The organism is Xanthomonas fragariae (assembly GCF_900183975.1).
GTDB classification, from domain to species: domain Bacteria; phylum Pseudomonadota; class Gammaproteobacteria; order Xanthomonadales; family Xanthomonadaceae; genus Xanthomonas; species Xanthomonas fragariae.
Genome location: NZ_LT853882.1, coordinates 1,690,596 through 1,713,063 on the forward strand (window position 1 = coordinate 1,690,596; position 22,468 = coordinate 1,713,063).

The following is a 22,468-nucleotide window of genomic DNA, read 5'->3' on the forward strand; positions in this document are numbered from 1 at the left end:
GTCCTTGATGAAGCCTTATCGCAGCGCTTGACTGCTTTCCGATGCTTACTTGCAGCAGATGAGCGATCTCTCCTTTGCTGCAACAACGGCGTGGTTAGCCCAACCGGCTAGCCACAAAATCCCAGTTGATCAGTTTCCAAAACGCGTCCACGTACTGCGCGCGATCGTGCTGGTAATCCAGGTAATACGCATGCTCCCATACGTCGCAGGCGAGCAGCGGCGTGTCCGCCCCGGTGACCGGAGTGGACGTGTTCGGTGTGGCGACGACCGCTAGCGTGCCGTCCGGGCGCTGCACCAGCCACACCCAACCCGAGCCGAAGGTGCCCAAGGCGACGCGGTTGAATTCCTGCTTGAAGTGCACGAAGTCGCCGAACGATTTGGCGATGCTGTCGGCCAGCCGGCCAAGCGGCTCGCCTCCACCGCGTGGACGCAGGCATTGCCAATAGAAATTATGGTTCCACACCTGCGCGGCCAGATGGAACAGCGTGCCTTGCGCTCGCGCGATGATCTCTTCCAGCGTCAGCTCGGCAAACTCGGTGCCTTCGATACGCACATTGAGCCGTTCGACCTCGTTGCGGTCGTAGACGCCGTGATGCGCTTCCAATGTCGCGGACGACAAATGCGGCTCAAGGGCGGCGCGGGAGTAGGGCAGTGCAAGATGTTCGATCGGCATGATGGCAAGGGCAGCGAAGGGAGTGCGGCGATAGGTCGCGCTGAAGGCTTACAATGCGCGCCTTTGCGGAAGTCTATCCGACTCGGCGGTCGGGCTTGCCGCTCCCAGTCAGGAGAGTCCAATGCCGGAAATGGAACGGATCCAGGCCGAAGTCGAACACCACCCGATCGTGCTGTTCATGAAAGGCACCCCGCAGTTCCCGATGTGCGAATTTTCCAGTCGTGCGGTGCAGGCATTGGTCGCGGCAGGTGCCGACCAACTGCGCACCGTCAACGTGCTGGAAGAACCCGAGGTGCGCGCGAATCTGCCGCGTTATTCCAACTGGCCGACCTTTCCGCAGTTATTCATTCATGGCGAGCTGATCGGCGGTTGCGACATCACGCTGGAATTGTTCGAGGCCGGTGAGCTCAGGCGTATCGTCAGCGAGGCCTATCAGCCGTGAGCGCGTTGCAGGACCAGTCGGACGCGGCTGCGCTGGCCGGTCGAGTGGTATTGATCACAGGCGCCGGCGGCGGCCTGGGCGCTGCTGCTGCACGGGCGTGCGCGTCTGCCGGCGCGACTTTGGTGTTGCTTGGCCGCAAGCTGCGTCCGCTGGAGCGTATTTATGATGCAGTCGCCAAGCTGGGGCCGGAACCGTTGCTCTACCCACTGGACCTGGCCGGCGCCACCCCGGACGATTATGCTGCGCTCGTGCAGCGGTTACAGTGTGAGCTTGGTAGGTTGAATGGCCTGCTGCATTGTGCGGCCGACTTTGCCGGCCTGACTCCGGCCGAGCTCGCAGCGCCTGCGGACTTCGCGCGCACCATCCATGTGAATCTCACCGCGCGTGCTTGGTTGACCCAGGCCTGTTTGCCGCTGTTGCGCCAGCAACACGATGCGGCAGTGGTCTTCGTCGTGGATGATCCAGCGCGGGTTGGGCAGGCGTATTGGGGCGCCTACGGCGCAGCTCAGTATGCGCAGCACGGCTTGCTCACCAGTCTGCATCACGAAACCGTCGCCGGCACGGTGCGCATCAGCGGCCTGCAGCCCGGACCGATGCGTACCGCGCTACGCGCACGTGCCTTCACGCACCACGAAGACCGCGACGCGGTCGATCCCGCGCGCGCTGCGTTGGCCTGCGTCGCCTTGCTGTCCATGGCGGGTGCCGCGCACCGCGGTGCGATCTGGAGTCCTTCCGCATGACCATCATGTCGGCAGCCTTGCTGCTGTTCCTGATCCTCGACCCGCTGGGCAACATCCCGGTGTTTCTCAGCGTGCTCAAGCCGCTGCCGCCGCGTCGCCAACGCTTCGTGCTCGCGCGCGAGTTGCTGATCGCATTGTTCGTGTTGATGGGGTTTCTGTGGGGCGGCAAATACGCGCTGGAGTTGATGCATCTGCGTCAGGAATCGGTGGCGATCGCTGGCGGCATCGTGCTGTTCCTGATCGGCATCCGCATGATTTTCCCGCGCCCAGAAGGCCTATTGGGCGAGATCCCCGATGGCGAGCCCTTCATCGTGCCGCTGGCGATCCCTCTGGTGGCCGGCCCGTCCGGCATGGCTGCGGTGATGCTGATGGGCAGCAATGAACCGACCCGGCTATGGGATTGGAGCCTGGCACTGATGATCGCCTGGATTGCTGCATCCACGATCCTGGCGTCGGCCCCGCTGCTGTACAAACTGCTCGGTCATCGTGCACTTACCGCGATCGAGCGCCTGATGGGCATGTTGCTGGTGGCTATCTCGGTGCAGATGTTCTTGGATGGCTTGGGGACCTACTTCAAGTTGCCGGTGTCGATTTAAGTCGTTTTTCGGTGCAGGGCGGTCTGGTGCACGAGAGGTGGGAACCGAGAGTTGGCAGCGGCCCGCGGCGTCAGTCGGATGGTGCTTGGGCGTGCTTTACGATCCTGCTTCCAGGTCCCAATCCTGTCCCTGCTGATCCGAGACATATGTCTTCTTTTGCCTGCGACTTTGCGCAGCATGGCGTTTACGGCGGCACATGCGAAGTGCAGGTTGCACTGCGCGAACGTTGTCACGTTTCCGTCACAACCGGGCCTTAGCGTGTTAATCTGTTGTTAACCGTTGCGGCAGCAACCGGCCGCGCGGCTAGGGACCCCAGATCATCTGCAGCCCACCCCCGGCAACGGTTGGGCTGACTGCGCCTCTTTGTCACAGCCCAACCTGTCTCAAGGCTACTGAAATGATCCATTCCAGTTGTCTGCGCATGTCCAAGCTGACTCTCGGCCTTGTTGCCGCACTTGCCGCCGCCCCCGTGTTCGCTCAGAGCACCTCTGCCGGGGTCGCTGGCGTGGTCACTAGCCGCGGCGGTCAGCCGGTGCCGAATGCCGACGTGACGATCATCCATGTTGAATCGGGCACCGTCAGTCGCGTCACCACCGATGCCAGCGGACGCTACAACGCGCGCGGTTTGCGTGTGGGTGGGCCGTACACCATCACCATCACCGCTTCTGGCGCGGGCAACACCACGCGCGAGGGCGTCTACCTGAACCTGGATAAGGTCAATCAGGTCGATGCGGCCCTTGGCGGCGACCTGGCCACTCTGGGCATTGTGCAGGCGATTGCCGGCAACTACGGCTCGGCCATCCTCAGCGCCAACAAGATGGGCACTGGCACCAACGTGACCCGCGAAGAAATCGAATCGCTGCCGTCGATCAACCGCAACCTGCAGGACTACGTGCGTCTGGATCCGCGTGTCGCGCAGACCGACAAGGCGCGCAACGAAATCTCCATCGCCGGCCAGAACCCGCGCTACAACGCGATACGCGTCGACGGCATCAGCACCAACGACGCTTTCGGCCTGGAATCCAATAGCCTGCCGACCCCGCGCCAGCCGTTCTCGATGGACGTCATCGACGAAATCTCGGTGGATGTGGCGAACTATGACGTCACTATCAGTGGTGGTACCGGTGGTGTGATCAATGCGGTCACCAAGTCGGGCACCAACGAATTCCACGGCTCTGTCTATGGCACCTATCGCAAGAACGATTGGTCCGGCAAGAACCAGAACGACATCCGCCCGCACTTATTCGATAACGAAGCGACCTATGGTTTGACCCTGGGTGGCCCGATCGTCAAGGACAAGTTGTTCTTCTTCGCCAATTACGAAAAGTACAAGGGCAAGGGTGTATTTACCGGTAATAGCGGTTACGGCCCGGTGGGTTCTGGTGCGAGCAATGAAGTCGGCATCACCCAGGCGCAAGTCGATCAGGTCATCGATATCTCGCGCGACGTCTATGGTTTCGATCCCGGCACCTTGACGCTACCAGCGCTGGACTCCGATTTGGAAGAGAAGGGCTTCAAGTTGGATTGGAACATCAGCGACAAGCATCGTGGTTCGTTCCGCTACGGCAAGTCCGAGCAGAGCACGGCCAACCTCAACGGGTTCGGAAACAATACGCTGGCGTTGAACTCGTACCATTACGTGCGCGACTTTGAACTTGAGACCTACACCGGCCAGTTGTTCAGTGACTGGACCGACACGTTCTCGACCGAAGCCAAGGTGTCCTACCGCGATTACTCGGCCGTACGTACCGCCGCATCGCAGCTGCCGGCAATCGCCGTGCGCTTCGGCAACAACACCTTGAACCTTGGCACCGAGGCCAATACGCAGGCCAACGAGCTGCGTACCGAAACCTGGAATGCGTTCTTCGCTGGAACGCTGTTCTTGAATGACCACACGGTCAAGTTCGGCTTCGATTACGAAGACAACGACATCTATAACCTGTACGGACCGCGCGTCTTCGGTAACTACACGTTCAATTCGATTGCCAATTATCAGGCCAATCTGCCGAACGCATATCGTTATTCGTACTCGGCCACCGGTATTGACGACATTGCTGCAAAGTGGGGCATGCGCAACGTCGGCGTGTTCCTGCAGGATTCGTGGGCTGTCAACAGCAACCTGACCTTGAACTTCGGACTGCGCTATGACGAGCCGATGGTGAAGAATTCGCCGCAATTCAACCAAGCTGCCTTCAATGCCTTCGGCGTGCGCAACGATGAAACGATCGATGGCAGTGGTCTGTGGCAGCCGCGCTTCGGTTTCAACTACACCTTCGACGCAGATCGTCCGACTCAGTTGCGTGGTGGCGTCGGCCTGTTCCAGGGTGCGGCTGCCTCGGTGTGGTTGTCCAACCCGTATTCCAATACCGGCCTTGCGTTCATCGATTATAACTTCCCGAATGCGTCCAACAGTGGCATCCGCTTCACGCCGGATATCAAAAATCAGCCGCGCGGCGTGTTGGGTCAAACGCAGTCGGTCGACTTCGTCGACAAAGACCTTGGCCAGCCTGCGGTGTGGAAGGCAAATCTGGCATTCGATACCGAGTTGCCGTGGTACGGCATCGTCGCGTCGATAGAAGGTGTAGTTACCAAGGTCAAGGAAGCGATCTATTACCAGCAGCTCAATCTGGGCGCCGCGACTGCAGTTGGCCAGGATGGACGCAATATCTATTGGAATCCCAACGGCCTTAACCCGGAAAACTGGAACGCCCTCGGTAACGCATGTCTTCGCGAAACCGGTGTGGCGCTGGATTCGTCATGTGAAAACAGCCGAACGGATATCCGCGCGCTGCGTGACGACCCTAACTTCAACGATGCCATTATCGCGCGTTCGACTGATCAAGGTGGCACGCAGAGCTTCACTGTTGGCCTGAGCAAGCCGTTCAACGACAGCGGCTGGTCTTCGAGCCTGGCGTATACCTATTCGAATGCGAAGGAAGTTAGTGGCCTGACCAACTCCACATCGAGCTCGCAGCTGCTCAACATGGCGACTTTCCAAGCCAACGAAGAAGTCAACGCGACGTCTGCATACCAAATCAAGGACAGCATCCTCGGTACATTGCAGTGGAAGCACAACTTGGTTAGCGACTACGCAACCAAGCTTGGCCTAATCTACCAGGGCCGCAGCGGTCGCCCGTACAGCTATACCTTCGACAACGACGCCAATGGCGATGGTCGCGCAAACGACCTGCTATACATTCCGGCAGTACGCGGCGATGTGTTGTTCCGCAATGCGGCCGAAGAAAATGCGTTCTGGAACTACGTCACTAACGACCAGTACCTTTCTACGCACAAGGGCCAGGTTGCGGGCCGTAACGCGGTGCGCAATTCGTGGGTCAACCAGTTCGATCTACACCTGGAACAGGAGCTTCCGGGCTTCTTCGACGGCAACAAGGCGCAGATATGGGTTGACGTGATGAATGTGGGCAACCTTCTCAACAAGAAGTGGGGCCGTGTCGACGAATACGCGTCCCCGGGCTTCAAAGGTGTGGCCGAGTACGGCGGTATCGACGCAGCGACGGGCAAGTACGTGTATCGCTTCAACCAGCCGGATGCCGCGACCGTCTACGACGACAAGGGCATCTCCAGCTGGGCGCTGCAGTTGGGCTTCCGCTACCAGTTCTAATCTCATTGGCGCGTCGAATGTTGCAAAAACGGCTGGGTTCTCCGTGCCGTTTTCTTTTGTGCGGGTGAGTACGCTAAAGTCCTGCAGACAAGACAGGAGCAAACTATGGAACTCAGCAGTACGGCAGCACGGGCGCTGCCGGTGGTGGATGCACGGATCTACCCACGTGGTGGTCTGGACGTATTGTCCAAGGCGGAAGTGGCCCGGTTGCGCGATGCATCCGGTGGCGGCATGCACGAACTGTTGCGCCGTTGCGCATTGGCGGTGCTCACTAGTGGCAGCGCCTCGGACGACCCGCGCGCCGCGCGCGATCTGTATCCGGATTTCGATATTCAGGTAAACCAGCAAGACCGCGGCATCCGCATCGATCTGGTCAATGCGCCGGCCATGGCGTTCGTTGATGGCGACATCATCCGTGGCGTGGCCGAACTGCTGTTCGCCGTCGTTCGCGACTTGGCCTACATGGCGATCGAGCTTCAAGCGCAGCGCGCCGATCTCGACACTAGTGAAGGCATTACCAATGCGGTGTTCGGTCAGTTGCGCAACGCGCGCATCCTGCAGCCGTCCGACCCTAATCTGGTCGTGTGCTGGGGTGGTCATTCCATCTCGCGCGACGAATACCTTTACACCAAGCAGGTGGGCTACGAGCTCGGTCTACGTGGCCTGGATATTTGCACCGGCTGCGGCCCGGGTGCGATGAAGGGGCCGATGAAGGGGGCCACGATTGCCCATTCCAAACAGCGCAAGCACCATACGCGCTACATCGGCGTCACCGAGCCGGGCATCATCGCTGCCGAGTCGCCCAACCCGATCGTCAACCACCTGGTAATCATGCCGGACATCGAAAAGCGCCTGGAGGCCTTCGTCCGCATCGGGCACGGCATCCTGGTGTTCCCAGGTGGCGTCGGCACGGCGGAAGAAATCCTCTACCTACTCGGCATCCTGCTACGCGAAGAAAACGCCGACCTGCCGTTCCCGCTGATTCTCACCGGCCCGACCATCGCCGCGCCGTACTTCGAGCAGATCGATCGCTTCATCCGGCTGACGCTGGGCGAAGCCGTCGCATCGCGCTACGAGATTATCGTTGGCGACCCGGTCGCGGTGGCGCGTCGCATGGCTGAAGGCATCAACGGAGTGCGCGCGCACCGTAAAGATCAGAAGGACTCGTACTACTTCAACTGGTCGGTGCACATCCCGCTTGAATACCAGCAGCCGTTCGAACCGAGCCACGAGGCCATGTCCGCGCTGGACTTGCACCATGGCCGCCCCGCACCTGCCCTGGCCGCCGACCTGCGCCGCGCGTTCTCTGGCATTGTCGCCGGCAACGTCAAGGAAGACGGCATGCGCCGCATCGAAGAGCTCGGCCCCTTCGAGATCCACGGCGACCCGGACATCATGCGGGCCTTGGACGAACTCCTGCGCGGCTTCGTCGAACAACGCCGCATGAAGATTTCGGGAGACTACCGGCCTTGTTATCGGGTGGTGACCTGACTGGAGGCCGCTTTGAGCGGCTATCAAAACGACTGCGCTCACCGCCAAGGCGGGCGCGGCCGGTGCTCGGAATCGGCATATACCATTCGCACATTGCGGTTGCTCCGCGCCGTCCGCACCCACCTGGCGAATGCTCGCTACGTGTGGTTGGCCACTCTTAATGCTTGGCGATGATCGGCAACTCCAAGGTACTGATGAAAGTTTCATCGGTCCGTTGGGTTGTCAGGCGTCCGCGGCCGGCTTCCTGGGTTTCCAGCCTGGCCTGCACGGCTCGCAGACCAAGGTGATGACCGCGATGTGCGTTTTCTTGACTCGGAGGGAGAGGGTTGGCGATTTCTACTAGTATCCTTTTTTCTTCCAGAACTACTTTGATGGAAAGGCGGCCACCATCAACCCGAGGCTCGATTCCATGCCGGATTGCGTTTTCTACCAATGGCTGAATCGATAGGGTTGGAAGCTGGATTGCCGGCAATGAAGAAGGCGCCTGCCAGTCGATTGTCAACCGACGTCCCAGACGCATCTGCTCGATTTCCAGATACCGCCGTGTCAGTCCCAGCTCTTGATTTAGGTCGATGTAATCCGAACTGCCCAACGCCGCGCGGAACAGGTCTGAGAGATCCAATAAAAGGCGTTCTGCTTGCTCTGGATGTACATGGACTAAAGCCGCTCCTGTATTCAATGTATTGAAAAGAAAATGTGGTCGGATGCGTGCGCGTAGCGCATCCAGCTGCGCCTGTTTCGCCTGCACAGCTAATTGTCGCGCTCTCCAGTGGTTGTGAAAGGCTAGCAAGCCCAAGGTCCCCACGGTCAAGGCAGTTCCTGTAATGCGGAGGACGCTCAACATCCACTCGCGCGAAGACATATTCCATGCCTCGTGCAACGCTACCCAAGAGGCGGCACATACCGCCCAGGTGCAGGCCAGCATGAGGCCGATTGAGAGTGTGGCGATATGAAGTGGCTTGAGATTCGTCAAGCGACGTCGCAACCCATAAAGGCATGCCAACGTCAATAGAGCGACCCATTGCACGGCCAATGAAGCAAGCCCGAAATAAACCCAGCGATTGCCGTCCAGCGTGGGCGCCAGAGCGAGCACGATCGCTACTCCCTCCCCGGCTAGCAGGGTCCAGACAATGACCGATGCTTGCCACAAGGTATCGAGAGGCTGCACGTGGGTGGGCGGACTAGACATTCGCTCGAAGACTCATGTTAAGGCGTGCGGACATGATGCACCGGTTCCATGGACGGCGGAGTGTCGTCCTTTCATTCCCCCATCGGTACCGTCCATCGGCCATCCGTTGCGTAACTCGATGACGGCCACTAGCGTTGGTCTGGGGAATAGAGAAGGCAGTCACAATGTGTGCGTCACGACGTAATCTGGGAGAAGTGCTGCGCCACGCTCGGTACAATGGCTTCAGTCTGATCGAATTGATGGTCACCGTGGCCGTGATAGCGATCGTAGCCGCGATTGCTATTCCAAGTTTCACGGGGTTGATCAACAGTAATCGGCTGACTGCGTCTGCAAACGAGGTGCTGGCATCGCTACAAATGACCAGGTCCGAAGCTGTGCGACGCAACCAGACAGTGCTCATGTGTCCCAGCAGCGACGCGTCCAGCTGCAGCAGCGGTTCATGGAATCAGTGGATCGTAATGGTCAAGGCAACCAACGAGGTCCTGCGAGTTGGCACAGCGAAGGCGCCAATGCTTGTGCAGGCCAGCCCTGCGATCGTCAGTAACGGAAACGCAATTGAGTTTCGGGCAGATGGCCTTGCACGCAGCGCGACAGGTGCCTTGCTCGTTGCTGCTGTTAGCTCCTGTCTGGTAACAACCAATCCTCCACAAAATGTCCGGATGGTTGTAATCGTCAGCGGAAGCCGTGCTTCGGTGCGTAGCAGTACCGGCGATGCTACGTGCGCAGCTCCGGTCGACACACCCACTACGCTGTAAAGCGGGGAAAATATGGAACTTAAACGTAAGTCGATGGCAGGCATTGGTTTGATCGAAGTACTGATCTCAGTCGTGGTCTTGGGGGTTGGTATGCTCGGTATCGCCGCAATGCAAGCAACAGCTCTGCGCAATAGTCAGAGCTCGCTGGAGCGGAGTCAGGCTGTAATACAGGCATATACCATCTTCGATGCAATGCGTGCCAATTCGGAGGTGGCGATATCTGGGGGCTACAACACTGCATCCTGTAGTGCATTCGCTGGGTCTAGCCTCGTCTCCAATGATATCAGTAGCTGGTTGCAAGGGTTAAAGGATTCAATTAACTCAACAGCATGCGGAACCATAACGTGCAGTGCTACGACCTGCGAAGCGATAGTCAAATGGGACGATAGTAGGGCAAAAAATGGAAGTGCTGTCCAGCAGTTTTCAATCAAGACAAGGCTATGAAAATAAATGTGCAAATGAACGCCAGACGCTCGAACATGCATGGCGTGACATTGATTGAACTGATGATTGCATTGGTACTGGGTTTGCTGGTTGTCGGTGCGGCTATTGGTATTTTTATTTCAAATCGACGCACTTATAGTGCGACAGAGGGGTTGGGCCGAGTTCAAGAAAACGTGCGAATAGCATTTGAGTTAATGGCGCGCGATGTACGCGAGGCATCTGGAAATCCATGTCTAAATAACGTGTCAATTGCAAACGTGGTGAATAACAAGGCTGCTAATTGGTACACGAATATCGATAATTGGACTTCTGGGATAACGGGGGTGGATGGTGCTTTTTCTTCTGGTTCGCCAAGTAATGGCACATCGGTGGGCGCGCGCGTCACTGGTACCGACGCGCTACAGATTCTTGGGGCTGGCTATGAAGTTGCGACAATCGCTTCGGATAACACCTCTGCTGCAACGCTGACGCTAAATATGACGGCTGCTGCCGCGGGAATTGGTACGGGCGACGTTGTTGTTGCCTGCAACGCACGACAATCTGCGATTTTTCAGGTCAGTTCGGTTGCTGGCTCAAACGTTGTGCACGCCGTCAGTGGTGTTTCTCCAGGTAACTGCTCTACAGGCTTGGCCATGCCGGTTTGTGCTGGCTCGCAGTTTGCATTCGTTGCTGCGGGTTCGGTGATTGCGAATCTGCATGCTGCTCGTTGGTTCATTGGGACTAATGCGCGCGGAACAAGATCTTTATATCAGTCGCAAATGATTTATTCGGGGGGAAGTCTGGCACAACGCAACGACGAAGTGCTGGAAGGGGTCAACAATATGCAGTTGCGGTATTTGATCAAAGGTCAAACGTCTTATGTGGACGCCAGTGCAGTCAGCGACTGGTCGAAAGTTACCGCCATCAGCATTCGCTTGGAGATGCTCGATTCAACTCGCGTCGGTGCTGGCGGCGAAACCATTAGTCGTACACTGAATCACGTTATTGCACTTCGGAACCGCAACGCATGAGGACTATCGGCCATACGCGCCAGCGCGGCGTCTCGCTCATCGTCGTTTTATTGCTTCTTTTGGTAATGACATTATTGGGATTGGCGGTACTGCGTAGTACAGTTCTTGAAGAACGAATGGCATCCAACTTGGTTGATCGCGGCCGAAGCTTCCAAGCTGCGGAAGGTGCGTTGCGCGAAGCCGAAGAACGTATCAAGGCCACAAAAACGCTAAGTGTGCCCAATAATGGATGCACAGATGGGATTTGTTCAACGCCGGTTTCTACAACCGCTGATCGCTGGCTTGTGGCGGATAGAGCCGGCTGGCGTACTGCCACACTGACGGTGACCTCAACAGCCTCACCGCAGTACATAATAGAGTATATGGGCGATGCACCTACTTGGCTTGCATGCGACCGCATTTCGCCAATACCGGCATTGTGCTTGGCACCAAGGTATCGCATTACCGCCGTCAGCGAAGGAGCTGGGCGTGCCCAAGTGCTTCTGCAGACCAACTACATTAAGCAGTAGGGCTTTAGCCATGAATACTCTCAAACATCCATTCCGTCGACGCCTGCATGCGTTGCACCAGATGCTCAGGGTGCCCATGTTGTCCATGGTTGCAACTCTACTTTCGTTGCCGGCCAATGCCGGCATTACATTGCCCACCGATCCGTTGACCACGGTAAGTCGCGTGCCTCCCAATATCATGTTTATTCTTGATGATTCCGGTTCAATGGCATTCGGGGATCTGGCCAACCCGGAGGTATCCGAAATCTGCCGACGTGGATCAGACGGTGCTTGCTTGACGAGTAATCGACAGGTGGTCTTTGACATTACCGACAGTGCTTATGTTGGAAATACTATTTACTATAACCCTGCTGTTGATTATAAACCCTGGATCAACGCTACGGGCGCATTGATGACTGGAGGTACCTCCTATGGAGCAGTCTACGGAGACTTTAATAAAGCCAGTGGAACGACAATCGATCTATCCAATAGCGCTAGTTGCGGAAGATTTGATCAAAACGGTAATGACAAAGGTACCGGTGCCAATGTGAATGTGTGTGGTGGTGTCCAGACATTCTATGTTCCAAAGGATGTCGGCAACAAGGCAATAAGCTATCTGGCTAATGCAGACAATTATTACCGGTATCAAATTTTTGATGCTAATACTGTCACTCGCAGCGAATTTGGTCCCGTTGGTGTGGTTGCCTCGGTGCCTGGATATCCTGTCTCTGATTCGGTAGCGTCAAATGCAGCCAAAACTTACAGAATTACAGTGCCGGCCAACGGGACTCTAACAGTTAATTTAAATACAACATCAAGTCGCGGCGTAATTTTGAGTGTTCGAAACATCTCTAATTCGATATTTGATTGCAATTCGGCCGTGGCGGGAAATTCATCTCAGTCATGCTCCGTTACTCCTGCATCAAACAGTACATATGAGGTGCGCGTTTCATTAATCTTCGGAGCGGCGACCTACTCTTTGTCTGCAAGTATCAATCGAGATAATAGATGCGTGTCAGGACCTTCTGCCGAAAATGATTGGATTAACTGCACTGCAGTAACTCCCACAGGCAGAAGCGCTTCTTTAGAAGCATCCAATTACGCTACGTGGTTTTCTTATCAGCGTACCCGCATCAAGGCGGCCAAGGCAGGTGCTGGCCTGGCCTTCAGCGATCTTGGCGCTAACGTGCGCGTCGGGTTCAGAACCATTTGGTCCAGAAATAACCTGGATATACCGGTAAATGACGGTAATCAAGGTCTGTTCATGGATCGCGCTGCTACCGGCGGCGGTGCAGTAATCAATGCGCGCACGAATTGGTATAACCGACTTTACGATGCGACTGGCTACAACGGTACGCCCTTGCTGAGTGCCTTGAACGGGGTTGGTCAGTATTATCAAAGTTCCGATGCGGCCGGTCCTTATGGCCCCGAAGCCGGTGTAGACCAGTATGCGTGCAGGCAGAATTTTGCGATCATGACAACCGACGGTTACTGGAACGGCGCTACCTCTGTCAATCCCGGTAACCAGGATGGAACCAATGGAGCCTCTTATAGCGGGCCCAACGGTGTGCCAGCTTCCTACGGTTACACGGCGAGTGCCCCGTATTCTGATTCTTACTCCAATACTTTGGCGGATGTCGCCATGTCCTATTGGAAAAGTGATCTGCGTGCAGATCTAGACAATGCTGTTCCTACGAGTAATGCTGATCCAGCGTTTTGGCAACACATGGTCACCTTTGGTATCGCCATCGGCGCGCGAGGCGTCCTCAATCCAGCGACCGATCTGGCGCGTTTGATGGCAGGGACTATCGGGTGGCCGGATCCCCAGCCATCTTATACGGGTAATAATGATATTTTGGCCCGAGTCGATGATCTGTGGCACGCTGCCATCAATGGGCGTGGAACATTTCTTTCAGCTGCCGATCCCAACGCATTCAAGGTTGGGCTGACTGCTGCGTTGTCAACGATTACCCAGCGCATTGGTTCTTTTTCAAATGTCTCTGCGACATCTAGCAGCCTTGATGGGGGAACACTTGTCTTTAGCGCCAGCTATGTTTCTGGAATTTGGACTGGTGAGTTAAGTGCTTATCCAGTAGTCGATGGGGCAGCGACGAGTGTTGCTACGTGGAGCGCCTCGCAAGGAATCCCTACTACCAACCGAAAAATATTTACCTGGAATGGCACAGCTGGCGCCGCTTTTCCGACGGCAGGTCAGATCACCTCATTGGCGCGTACCTCTGCGCCGGTTGTGACCGGTGAGGAGAATGCTGCCTACATTGCCGGCGATCGCAGCAAGGAGCAGATCAATAACGGTAATTTGCGTAATCGAACGTCCCTCTTGGGGGACATCGTGAATTCGTCGCCAGCGTATTCTTCGGAAACTGGGACGGTTTATGTCGGCGCAAATGACGGCATGTTGCATGCTTTTAACGCTACCACTGGAGTTGAACAATTTGCGTATATCCCGTCCTCAATCAACTTTCCCGACCTGGGGAGCCTAAGCACGCCCGCCTATAGCCATCGATATTTTGTTGATGGGCCTATCGTTCTTTCTACGCGCGCGCAAACGCCGGATAAGACAGTCTTGGTTGGAAGTCTCGGCAAAGGTGGAAAAGGTCTTTATTCCTTAGATGTGACAACGCCTGGCGGTTTCTCTGCAAATAGTGTGAAGTGGGAGCGCTACGGCGCGTCGGGTGATGCCGAAGCGGCAAATATTGGATTGGTCCAGTCCCGTCCTTTCATCGCCAAGCTTAACAACGGGTCCACCGCGCTGATCGTCGCCAATGGCATTAACAGCACGAACGACCAAGCGGTGATTTTGGTCTATAACCTGGAAACTGGTGCCCTTATCAAGCAAATCACTACTGCAGTGGGTTCATCCAGTGCGCCTAACGGGCTCTCCGGGGCAACAGGTTGGGATGCCGACGCCAATGGTTCTATAGATTATGTGTATGCAGGCGACGTGCGGGGCAACGTCTGGAAGTTTGACCTTTCTGGAGCTGCCGCGGCGGGTTGGGGCGTTGCAAACTCGGGTAGCCCAATTTTCACTGCGTCGTATCCCGTGGGTACGGGTAGTACGTTGCAGCCGATTACCGCCGACATGACGGTGGCATTGAATCCGCGGACCTATGAAACTTGGTTGTTCTTTGGGACCGGCCGTTTTATGACTGTTGGCGATCTGACGGATAAAAGTGGGCAATCGCTTTATGGAATCATAGATGCGACAACCTCCAATAGCTCTGCGACGTTGGCTCGAGCATCGCTGACAGCACGCTCTGTTAGGGTGGTGGGGACACAAAATGGATTTCCAGTGCGCGGCTTCGAGCGGAATTCGATCTTGCCGACTGGCTCCAAAGGTTGGTACATCGATTTGCTGAAGCCTGCTGCAAACGCCGGGGGCGTCGGAACCTTGGAGGGTGAACGGATCGTTAGCGAAGCGCAACTGTTCAGCAACACGCTAGTGGTGAGCAGCATTATTCCGACGGCGAGTGCATGTCAGGCCAATGGCATTGGTTATATCAACGCGTTGGATGCTTTCACCGGTACAAGCGGTACCGAGTCGTTCTTCGACCTGAATGGAGACGGCAGCTTCAGCGATGAGACGGTGGGCGGGGGCCCGGTGGGCTCGGTCAACCTGGGCGTGGGAATGCCGACGCTCGGGAAGGTCTTGCGCGGTAAGGTGGTTGTTGGTGGCTCAAGCGGAGGATTGGGTAGCCTGGACATTGCAGACAACCGCAATACGGGTCGGGTGTCATGGCGCGAAATTATCAAGGATTAATCCATGTATACGATGAGTCGCAAGTCTTACAAAATCGATTTTCCAAAATGTTCCGGTTTCAGTCTCATAGAGCTGATGATCGCTGTGGTAATTGTCGGCATTCTTGCAACGATAGCGATGAGCAGCTATCAATCATCCGTTATCAAGTCTCGCCGTGCAGTAGCGGCTGCTTGTCTGCAGGAGGGCGCCCAGACAATGGAGCGTTACTACACGATCAACACTACTTACGTTGGAGCCAGCATGGGCACCTGTAGTGCCGACGTCGCAAATTTCTATACGTTCTCTTCTGGTACGCCTACAGCGACAGGTTTTACACTGAGCGCGGCACCGGGTACACGGCAAAATGATTCTGCGTGCGGCACGCTGACGATCAATCAACTCGGTGTGCGGGGCGCTTCGGGCGCCGCCGGTGCAAGCCAATGTTGGTAATGAGTCGCCCCTGAAAAACCCCAACCACCCAACGACCGCAAGGCCTTGATGTCTGCACCGGCGTGCCAAAACTACCGGTGTTCGCTACGCTGAAGGCTGGTTTCTTGCAATTTTCAGTCATGCGTACACGCCGTCCTGCTGCCGAGCACATGCCTGCCGACGAGTTGTTTCGTTCGCGGCTGGAGAACCAGATCGATCTGCGTCATCCGCTGGCGCGGCTGAGCCAACGGATGCCGTGGACGGCGTTGGAGCAAGCACTTTCATCGCGCTTGCCGGCCACCCAGGCCGGTGGCGGTCGGCCGGCATTGCCGGTGCGGCTGATTGCCGGTTTGCTCTACCTCAAACACGCCTACGACCTGTCCGATGAAGCGGTGTGCGAGCGCTGGCTGGAGAATCCGTACTGGCAGTTCTTCACTGGTGAGGTCGTGTTCCAGACGCGTTTGCCGTGCGATGCCAGCTCGCTGACGCGCTGGCGGCAGCGCCTGGGTGAGGCCGGGATGGAAGAGCTGCTGGCGCACACCATCAACGCCGCGCATGCGATGCAGGCGGTGGACGCACGCGAGTTGTCGCGGGTGATCGTAGACACCACGGTGCAGGAAAAGGCGATCGCCTATCCGACCGACAGCCGTTTGCTGGAGGTGGCACGCAAGAAGCTGGTGTTACTGGCCAAGCGGCACGGCATCGGATTGCGGCAGAGCTACGCGCGGCAAGGCCCGGCCCTGAGCCGCAAGGCAGGTCGGTATGCGCATGCGCGCCAGTTCAAGCGGATGTGGCGCATCCTGCGACGTCAACGCACAGTGCTGGGACGGCTCGTGCGCGACATCCAACGCAAACTCGATCAGGTAAACACCGGCGTGCGCGAGCGCATCGCTGTCTGGCTGGAACGTACGCAACGGCTGTACACGCAGCGTCCGAAGGACAAACAAAAACTGTACGCATTGCATGCCCCGGAAGTGGAATGCATCGGCAAGGGCAAGGCGCGTCAAGCGTACGAATTCGGCGTCAAGGTCGGCATTGCAGTCACTGCCTGCAAGGGATTGGTCGTGGGTGCACGCAGCTTTCCGGGCAACCCGTACGACGGCGATACCTTGGCCGAGCAGCTGGAGCAGACACGCGGGTTGCTGCAGGATGTGAGCGTAGAACCGACGGTGGCGATCGTGGACCTGGGCGATCGCGGGCGCGAGGTCGATGGCGTGCAGGTCCTGCATCGCGGCAAGGCCAAGACGCTGACGCGACGGCAATGGCGCTGGATCAAGCGACGGCAGGCGGTGGAGCCGGTGATCGGACATCTGAAAGACGACTGCCGGTTGCGTCGCTGCAGGCTGAAAGGTGTCCAAGGCGATGCGCTGCACGTGCTCGGCTGCGCCGCCGGCTACAACCTGCGTTGGCTGCTGCGCTGGATCGCGTTTTTGCGTGCCTGGATACGGGCGATGGGATGGTCATCCTTGAGTGCCGTGCCGCTGTCACCGACGGCACTTGGCGGTTGAAGGGGATTTTTCAGGGACGACGAAAGAGTCATGGGCAACGTGTGTCCCGGTGGGAGTAGGGGGGCATCAGGCCGGGTCGCCCGAAAAATCAGCGCGGCGCGGCCGGGCTCTCCCAGGCGTCCTTGATCTGCAGGATCTGCGGCAATGCTTGGCGGAAATGCTGCACTAGGCGTGGTTCCAGCTGCTTGCCGGACATGCTGTCGAGCTTGCGCATGGCGTCTTCCACCGTCCACGCTGCCTTTGATGCGCGCCGCCCGCACAGCGCATCGAACACATCGGCCACCGCGACGATGCGCGCTGACTCGGGAATGGCGTCGCCGACCAAGCCGTTCGGATAGCCGCTGCCGTCCCAGCATTCGTGGTGATGCAGTGCGATTTGCGCGGCAAGTTGGAAGACCGGTCCGCGTCCGTGGCGCAGCAGGTCGTGGCCGACCTGGGGGTGCTGGCGCACCACCGAGCGTTCGTGTTCGTCCAGCGAATCGGACTTTTGCAAAATGCTGCCGGGCACTGCGATTTTGCCGGCGTCGTGCAAGGGTGCGGCGTCTTGCAGGGTTTGAGCCTGCTGCGGCGACCAACCTACTGCCTCTGCCAGGATGCGCGCATACACGGCCATGCGCCAGATATGCGCGCCGGTGTCGGCGTCTTGACCCTGGCCGGCGGTGCCGAGCAGATGGATCGCGTCGCGGTATTGCTGCGCCAGGCGCGCGTTTTCGGCCAGCTTCAACTGGGTGGCAATACGCACCTTGAGCAGCGCAGGCGAATAGGGCTTGCTTACATAATCGGCCGCGCCCGCTTCCAGCCCGGCGCGTTCGTCGTGCTCGCTGTTGCGCGAGGTCACGAACAAGATCGGGATGTTGTTGCTGGGCGGCTGCTGTTTGAGCGTGCGCGCCACCGCGTAGCCGTCCATGTCCGGCAATTCGACATCCAGCAGGATCAGTGCCGGCGTGTGGCGCGTCACTGCGTCCAGCGCTTCACCACCGGATTTGGCGAACACCAGCGCGAAATCGTCGCGCAGCAGCTGGCGCAGGGTCGCCAGATTGCTGGATTCGTCGTCGACACAGAGCAGGGGACGGGGTGGCATGGGTCGATCCTTGCCGATCGGCTCGGGGAGCGCGGTCAGCGTGGGTGAGTGGCTTGCCAGTCTCGCAGCGAGGCTTCGGCGCGACGGAAGTCGAAATCTTCGACCGCGCGTTGCAGTGCTTCCTGCAAGTTGCGCGATAAACGGGGCGCGCAGATCAGCAGCGCTTGGTCGATTTTGTCGGCATCGTCGCTGGCGAAGGCCGCTTCGAGAATCTGCACGCTGTCGGCGTCCAGTGCGATGCCCTGGTCTTCGGTTGCCTCGTCACTGTCGCTGCTGTGCAGAAACGCGTGGATTGCCTCGGCGGTGCGCTGCATGGTGTCCTTCAACGCAATCAATGAGCTGGTGATGTCCTGGCCTTCGTCGATACGTGTTTCCAGATCGCCGGCCGCACCAGCCAGCGCCGGTAGCGCCAGCGTGCCGGCGCCACCACGCAGCTTGTGCGCCATGGCGCCGATGGCCGATAGCTCGTTATTGCGTAGATGCTCGGCCGCCACCTCGGCTGGGTCCGGATTGTCGCGCAGCAACTTGAGCAGATAACGCGCGTAAGGCTCGCGTTCGCGCCACAGGCTGCGCGCACGTGTGGCATCCAGAAGTTCCGGATCGCTGTGCTCCCACTCCGGGCCGGCGTACCCCTCGGTCTCGTGGGGGAGCGACGGAATACGCGGCATGCCCGGTTGCAAAAAGTGGCGAATGGCGGTCACCAGTTCTTCGACGTTGAATGGCTTGGCGATAAAACCATTCATGCCGGCTTCCAGCGCTTTTTCCTGCTGCGGCCGGAACGCACCGGCGGTCAACGCGATCACCGGAAGGCTGGCCAGGGCAGGGATCTGCCGTAGCCGGCGCGTGGCCTCGTAACCATCCACCACCGGCATTTGTACGTCCATCAATACCAGATGGAACAGGTCCGGAGCGCGTTTGAGCGTGCTGACCGCCTGTTCGCCATCGTGCGCGACGGTGACCATGGCACCTTCGCCTTCGAGAATGCGCTGTGCTACTTCGCAGTTGATCTCGCTGTCGTCGACCAACAGCAGATGCGCGCCTTCCAGGCGACGCGCGGCAAAGGTGGGCGTGGCCAGCCGCGCGCCGGGGCGCTCGTCGACCAGTTGTTCGACCAGGCGATGCAACGCGGCGCTGGTCACCGGCTTGGTCATCACCGCATCCAGATCCTGTTGCTCGGGATGCTGTTCCAGCAGGCGGCGCTCGTAGGCAGTGACCATCACGATCACCGGATGCGGCCTCGGTACGGCACGTGCGCGGATCTGGCGCGCAATCGCCACGCCGTCGATGTCCGGCATGCGCCAGTCGAGCAGGAAGATGTCGTAGGGCTGGTTGGCCTGTTCGATCGCCTGCAACGCGGCCTGGCCGCTGGCCACTGCATCCACGCGCCAGCCGAGTTCGGTGGCGATCCTCACCAAGTTGTGGAGCGCGGCATCGTGGTCGTCGGCAATCAACGCACGTGGCATCGCTTCGGGCGGCAGCGCGGGCAGGTCGCGTTGTGCCTGCGGCGGCGCGGATTTTTCCAGCGTCACTACAAAATAGAACTCGCTGCCGCGGCCGGGCACGCTTTCTACTTCCAGCTCGCCGCCCATCAATTCGATCAGGCGCCGGCTGATGGTCAAGCCCAATCCGCTGCCGCCGTAGTGCCGGCTGGTGGAGGTATCGGCCTGAAGAAACGGGGAAAAGATCAGGCTCTGCTTTTCCTTGGAGATGCCGATGCCGGTGTCGCGCACCGAGAACAGCAGCTTGAGTTTGTTGGGATCGCCACTGGGGAAACGCCGCACCGACACCACCACTTCGCCTTGCTCGGTGAATTTGATCGCGTTGCCGACCAGGTTGACCAGCACCTGATTGATACGCAGCGCATCGCCAAGCAGCCAGCGGCTATCGCGCGGCAACGGTTCGACGATCATCTCCACCGGCTTGGCGCTGAGCGAGGAACGCATCAGGTCGGCGATGTTGTCGAACAGTTGATTGAGATCGAACGGTGCACGTTCCAGATCGATGCGGCCGGCTTCGATCTTGGAGAAGTCCAGGATGTCGTTAATGATTTCCAACAGCGTGCGCGCGGAGCGATCGATCTTGGTGACCATGTCCTGGGCGGCGCCGGGCAGTTCGCTACGCTGAAGCAGATACAGCATGCCCAGGATGGCGTTCATCGGCGTGCGGATCTCGTGGCTCATATTGGCCAGGAAATCGGACTTTGACTGGTTGGCGCTCTTTGCCGCATCCATTGCCAGACGCAGCTGTTTTTCGTGCAGCTTCTGCTCGGTGAGATCCACTGCCATGCCCAGGTAGCCGATTACCTGATCGTGATCGTCGCGCAAGGTGCTCAAGGTCAGCAGAACCGGCAGGCGGCGACCGTCCTGGCTGACATACGTCCACTCGCTGGTGTCGCTGCGGCCCAGGCTGGTCAGCGCGGCGACCGCTTCCAACGTATGCGCCACCGGGGTGCCGGTCTGGTCGGAGAGCATATGCGCGCGCTCCTGCAATTCTTCCGGCTCGACAAACTGGCTGGCCTTGCGCCGGCCAATGACGTCTTCGGCGTTGTAGCCCAGCAGTTTTTCTGCGGCGGGATTGAACAGTGTGACAAAGCCGCTGGAGTCGGTGGCGATGATGGCGTAACCGGCATGCGCCAGAATCGCGCGCTGCAGCACCGAAAACTTCACCAGCTCGCTGGTGCGTTCGGCCACCTGGTGTTCGAGTGAAGCGTTGAGATCGATGATGCGCTGATGCGAGCGCAGGCGTTCGGAGATGTCGCGGAAGAAATGCGAGTGCCCACTAAGCGTGCCTTCGCGTTCTATTATGGGCGCTTTGCTCGCTAGCACGTAGACTTGGTGGCCATTGCGATGACGCATGCTCTGCGCCGCAGCCACAGTCGCCGGATGCGCATCGTCGGCGTGGTCGATCTCCGGCACTGCATACGGTTGCGGCGAGAGTAGCGTCGTCAGGTCCTGGCCGATCGCTTCCTCGCAGGTGTAACCGAACATTGCCTCGGCAGCCGGGTTCCAATGTGTGATGCGCCCGTCCGGGGTTTCGGCAACGATCGCCTCGCTGGAATGGCTGACCAGTGCGGCCAGTTCCATCTGCTTGCGCAGCACTTCTTCGCGGCGCAGTCCGTTACTGAAATACAGCGCCAGCAAAGCGGCAAACAGCACCGATAAGGCCATCACCAACCCGCCGATCAGCCAGGGCGAAGTTTGATTGAGCGAGGCGACGAAGCTGGCGGTGGGGTGGGCGGTGATGACCCAGGTACGGCCGTAGATCCGCAACAACCGCACCACCGGCGGACGCCGTGCACTGTCGCTTGCCGGGGTGCCGCTGCGATAGAAATTGTGGGTCGGCTCGTTGCGGTCGGACAGATCCAGCGCCACATCATTGCGCTCGCCCAGCGCGCTTTGCACCATCTGCTCGACGCTGAAAGGCGCATACACCCAGCCGGTGGTGGCGACCATGCGGTTTTGCGGCGTCTGCAGCGGCATACCTTCGCGGTAGACCGCCAGCAACACCAGAAAGCCGGTCTCGCTGGGAACGCGGTAGCTAGACAGCGAGATCGGCGAGGTCATGATCGGCTCGCCGCTACGTGAGGCCTGCAAGGCCGCAGCGCGACGTCGGGGTTCGGAGGCGATATCCAGACCGAGCGGGTGGTTGCCCGAAGATTCCGGCTCGAAATACAACACAATGTAACGCTCGCCATCCCACGGCGCCAACGGACGCCGATGGATGTCCGGCGCGCCGTCGGCACGCGCGGCCTGCAGAAACGCCGCTTCGTCGGCGGGTGCGACACGATGGATATAGCCGTAACCCAACACCCCGGGAAACTCGCGCGGATAATCCCGCGAGCGGCTGTACAAGGTGAAGCGCTCTCGACTGATGACCCCGCTGCCGGCACCGATCACTGCACCGCGTGCGCCGCGCAAGCCGTGCTCGAACGTATACATGCGCTCGCTGATATTACGCGTCAGAGTGAGCACGACACGTTGAAAACGTTGCTCGCGCTCGAGCTCGTTATGCCGCTGCAGCGAAACCCCGGTGACGATGGCGGCAATCAAACCTGCGGTCAGGACCAGCAATGCACCAAAAAAAGACCGGCGCCCGTACTTCCTGTGCAGATCCCAGCTGCCATTCGGCATGTTCGATCCTTTGCCTTGCCTGTTGCGTGCCCAGTGCCTTGGCCGACAGTGATGTCGGCCTCGTGGTACCGCTTGACGATGATCTGTATGTGCGCAGCTTCCCCTATGCC

At 58.6% G+C, this 22,468-nt stretch carries 16 protein-coding genes and 1 other RNA gene; 13 read left to right on the forward strand and 4 right to left on the reverse strand.

What is annotated here, in order from left to right; all coding sequences use genetic code 11:
- Positions 1 to 94 precede the first annotated feature (94 nt).
- On the reverse strand, positions 95 to 673 hold the full coding sequence (locus tag PD885_RS07885; RefSeq protein WP_002810184.1) for a superoxide dismutase: 579 nt from the start codon (positions 671 to 673) through the stop codon (positions 95 to 97).
- Between the two features lie 121 nt (positions 674 to 794).
- Here PD885_RS07885 and grxD point away from each other — a divergent pair, with 121 nt between their 5' ends.
- The 6 genes from grxD to PD885_RS07915 all read left to right on the forward strand — a co-directional run bounded on the left by grxD (position 795) and on the right by PD885_RS07915 (position 7,720).
- On the forward strand, positions 795 to 1,115 hold the full coding sequence (gene grxD, locus PD885_RS07890) for a Grx4 family monothiol glutaredoxin (RefSeq protein ID WP_002810182.1): 321 nt from the start codon (positions 795 to 797) through the stop codon (positions 1,113 to 1,115).
- The gene (locus PD885_RS07895) at positions 1,112 to 1,855 is read left to right on the forward strand and encodes an SDR family NAD(P)-dependent oxidoreductase (RefSeq protein ID WP_002810181.1); all 744 of its coding nucleotides are present in this window, start codon (positions 1,112 to 1,114) and stop codon (positions 1,853 to 1,855) included. The genes grxD and PD885_RS07895 overlap by 4 nt, the downstream gene beginning before the upstream one ends.
- Positions 1,852 to 2,451: a YhgN family NAAT transporter gene (locus PD885_RS07900; protein WP_002810180.1), complete on the forward strand. Its 600-nt coding sequence runs from the start codon at positions 1,852 to 1,854 to the stop codon at positions 2,449 to 2,451. The genes PD885_RS07895 and PD885_RS07900 overlap by 4 nt, the downstream gene beginning before the upstream one ends.
- Before the next feature lie 397 nt (positions 2,452 to 2,848).
- Entirely contained in the window at positions 2,849 to 6,076 is a 3,228-nt protein-coding gene (locus tag PD885_RS07905) for a TonB-dependent receptor (RefSeq protein WP_002810179.1), read from the forward strand.
- Positions 6,077 to 6,181: 105 nt separating this feature from the next.
- Entirely contained in the window at positions 6,182 to 7,567 is a 1,386-nt protein-coding gene (gene ppnN, locus PD885_RS07910) for a nucleotide 5'-monophosphate nucleosidase PpnN (RefSeq protein ID WP_002810178.1), read from the forward strand.
- Between the two features lie 77 nt (positions 7,568 to 7,644).
- Positions 7,645 to 7,720: non-coding RNA, sX9 sRNA (locus PD885_RS07915), on the forward strand.
- A gap of 4 nt (positions 7,721 to 7,724) precedes the next feature.
- Here the strand turns inward: PD885_RS07915 and PD885_RS07920 are convergent.
- Entirely contained in the window at positions 7,725 to 8,756 is a 1,032-nt protein-coding gene (locus PD885_RS07920) for a sensor histidine kinase (protein ID WP_088056773.1), read from the reverse strand.
- Between the two features lie 239 nt (positions 8,757 to 8,995).
- Here PD885_RS07920 and PD885_RS07925 point away from each other — a divergent pair, with 239 nt between their 5' ends.
- The 7 genes from PD885_RS07925 (at position 8,996) to PD885_RS07955 (ending at position 17,147) form a co-directional block, all read left to right on the forward strand.
- Complete coding sequence (locus tag PD885_RS07925; RefSeq protein WP_052032153.1) at positions 8,996 to 9,511, forward strand: GspH/FimT family pseudopilin; 516 nt, start codon at positions 8,996 to 8,998, stop codon at positions 9,509 to 9,511.
- Positions 9,512 to 9,523: 12 nt separating this feature from the next.
- Positions 9,524 to 9,955: a type IV pilus modification protein PilV gene (pilV, locus tag PD885_RS07930; RefSeq protein WP_082244292.1), complete on the forward strand. Its 432-nt coding sequence runs from the start codon at positions 9,524 to 9,526 to the stop codon at positions 9,953 to 9,955.
- Positions 9,952 to 10,965 (forward strand): PilW family protein, encoded by a 1,014-nt coding sequence (locus PD885_RS07935; protein WP_231892727.1) that lies wholly within the window; start codon positions 9,952 to 9,954, stop codon positions 10,963 to 10,965. Before pilV ends, PD885_RS07935 begins: the two co-directional genes overlap by 4 nt.
- Positions 10,962 to 11,474, forward strand: a complete 513-nt coding sequence (locus tag PD885_RS07940; protein WP_002810171.1) for a pilus assembly PilX family protein — start codon at positions 10,962 to 10,964, stop codon at positions 11,472 to 11,474. The genes PD885_RS07935 and PD885_RS07940 overlap by 4 nt, the downstream gene beginning before the upstream one ends.
- A gap of 10 nt (positions 11,475 to 11,484) precedes the next feature.
- Entirely contained in the window at positions 11,485 to 15,231 is a 3,747-nt protein-coding gene (locus PD885_RS21710) for a pilus assembly protein (RefSeq protein WP_231892728.1), read from the forward strand.
- 3 nt (positions 15,232 to 15,234) lie between these two features.
- Positions 15,235 to 15,660 (forward strand): type IV pilin protein, encoded by a 426-nt coding sequence (locus PD885_RS07950; protein WP_386270685.1) that lies wholly within the window; start codon positions 15,235 to 15,237, stop codon positions 15,658 to 15,660.
- A gap of 119 nt (positions 15,661 to 15,779) precedes the next feature.
- The gene (locus PD885_RS07955) at positions 15,780 to 17,147 is read left to right on the forward strand and encodes an IS5 family transposase (protein ID WP_088056774.1); all 1,368 of its coding nucleotides are present in this window, start codon (positions 15,780 to 15,782) and stop codon (positions 17,145 to 17,147) included.
- 88 nt (positions 17,148 to 17,235) lie between these two features.
- Here the strand turns inward: PD885_RS07955 and PD885_RS07960 are convergent, their stop codons facing one another.
- Together PD885_RS07960 and PD885_RS07965 are read right to left on the reverse strand one after the other, a co-directional pair.
- Positions 17,236 to 18,228, reverse strand: a complete 993-nt coding sequence (locus PD885_RS07960; protein ID WP_002810158.1) for an HD-GYP domain-containing protein — start codon at positions 18,226 to 18,228, stop codon at positions 17,236 to 17,238.
- 35 nt (positions 18,229 to 18,263) lie between these two features.
- Entirely contained in the window at positions 18,264 to 22,358 is a 4,095-nt protein-coding gene (locus PD885_RS07965) for a CHASE domain-containing protein (RefSeq protein WP_088056776.1), read from the reverse strand.
- Between the last annotated feature and the right edge of the window lie 110 nt (positions 22,359 to 22,468).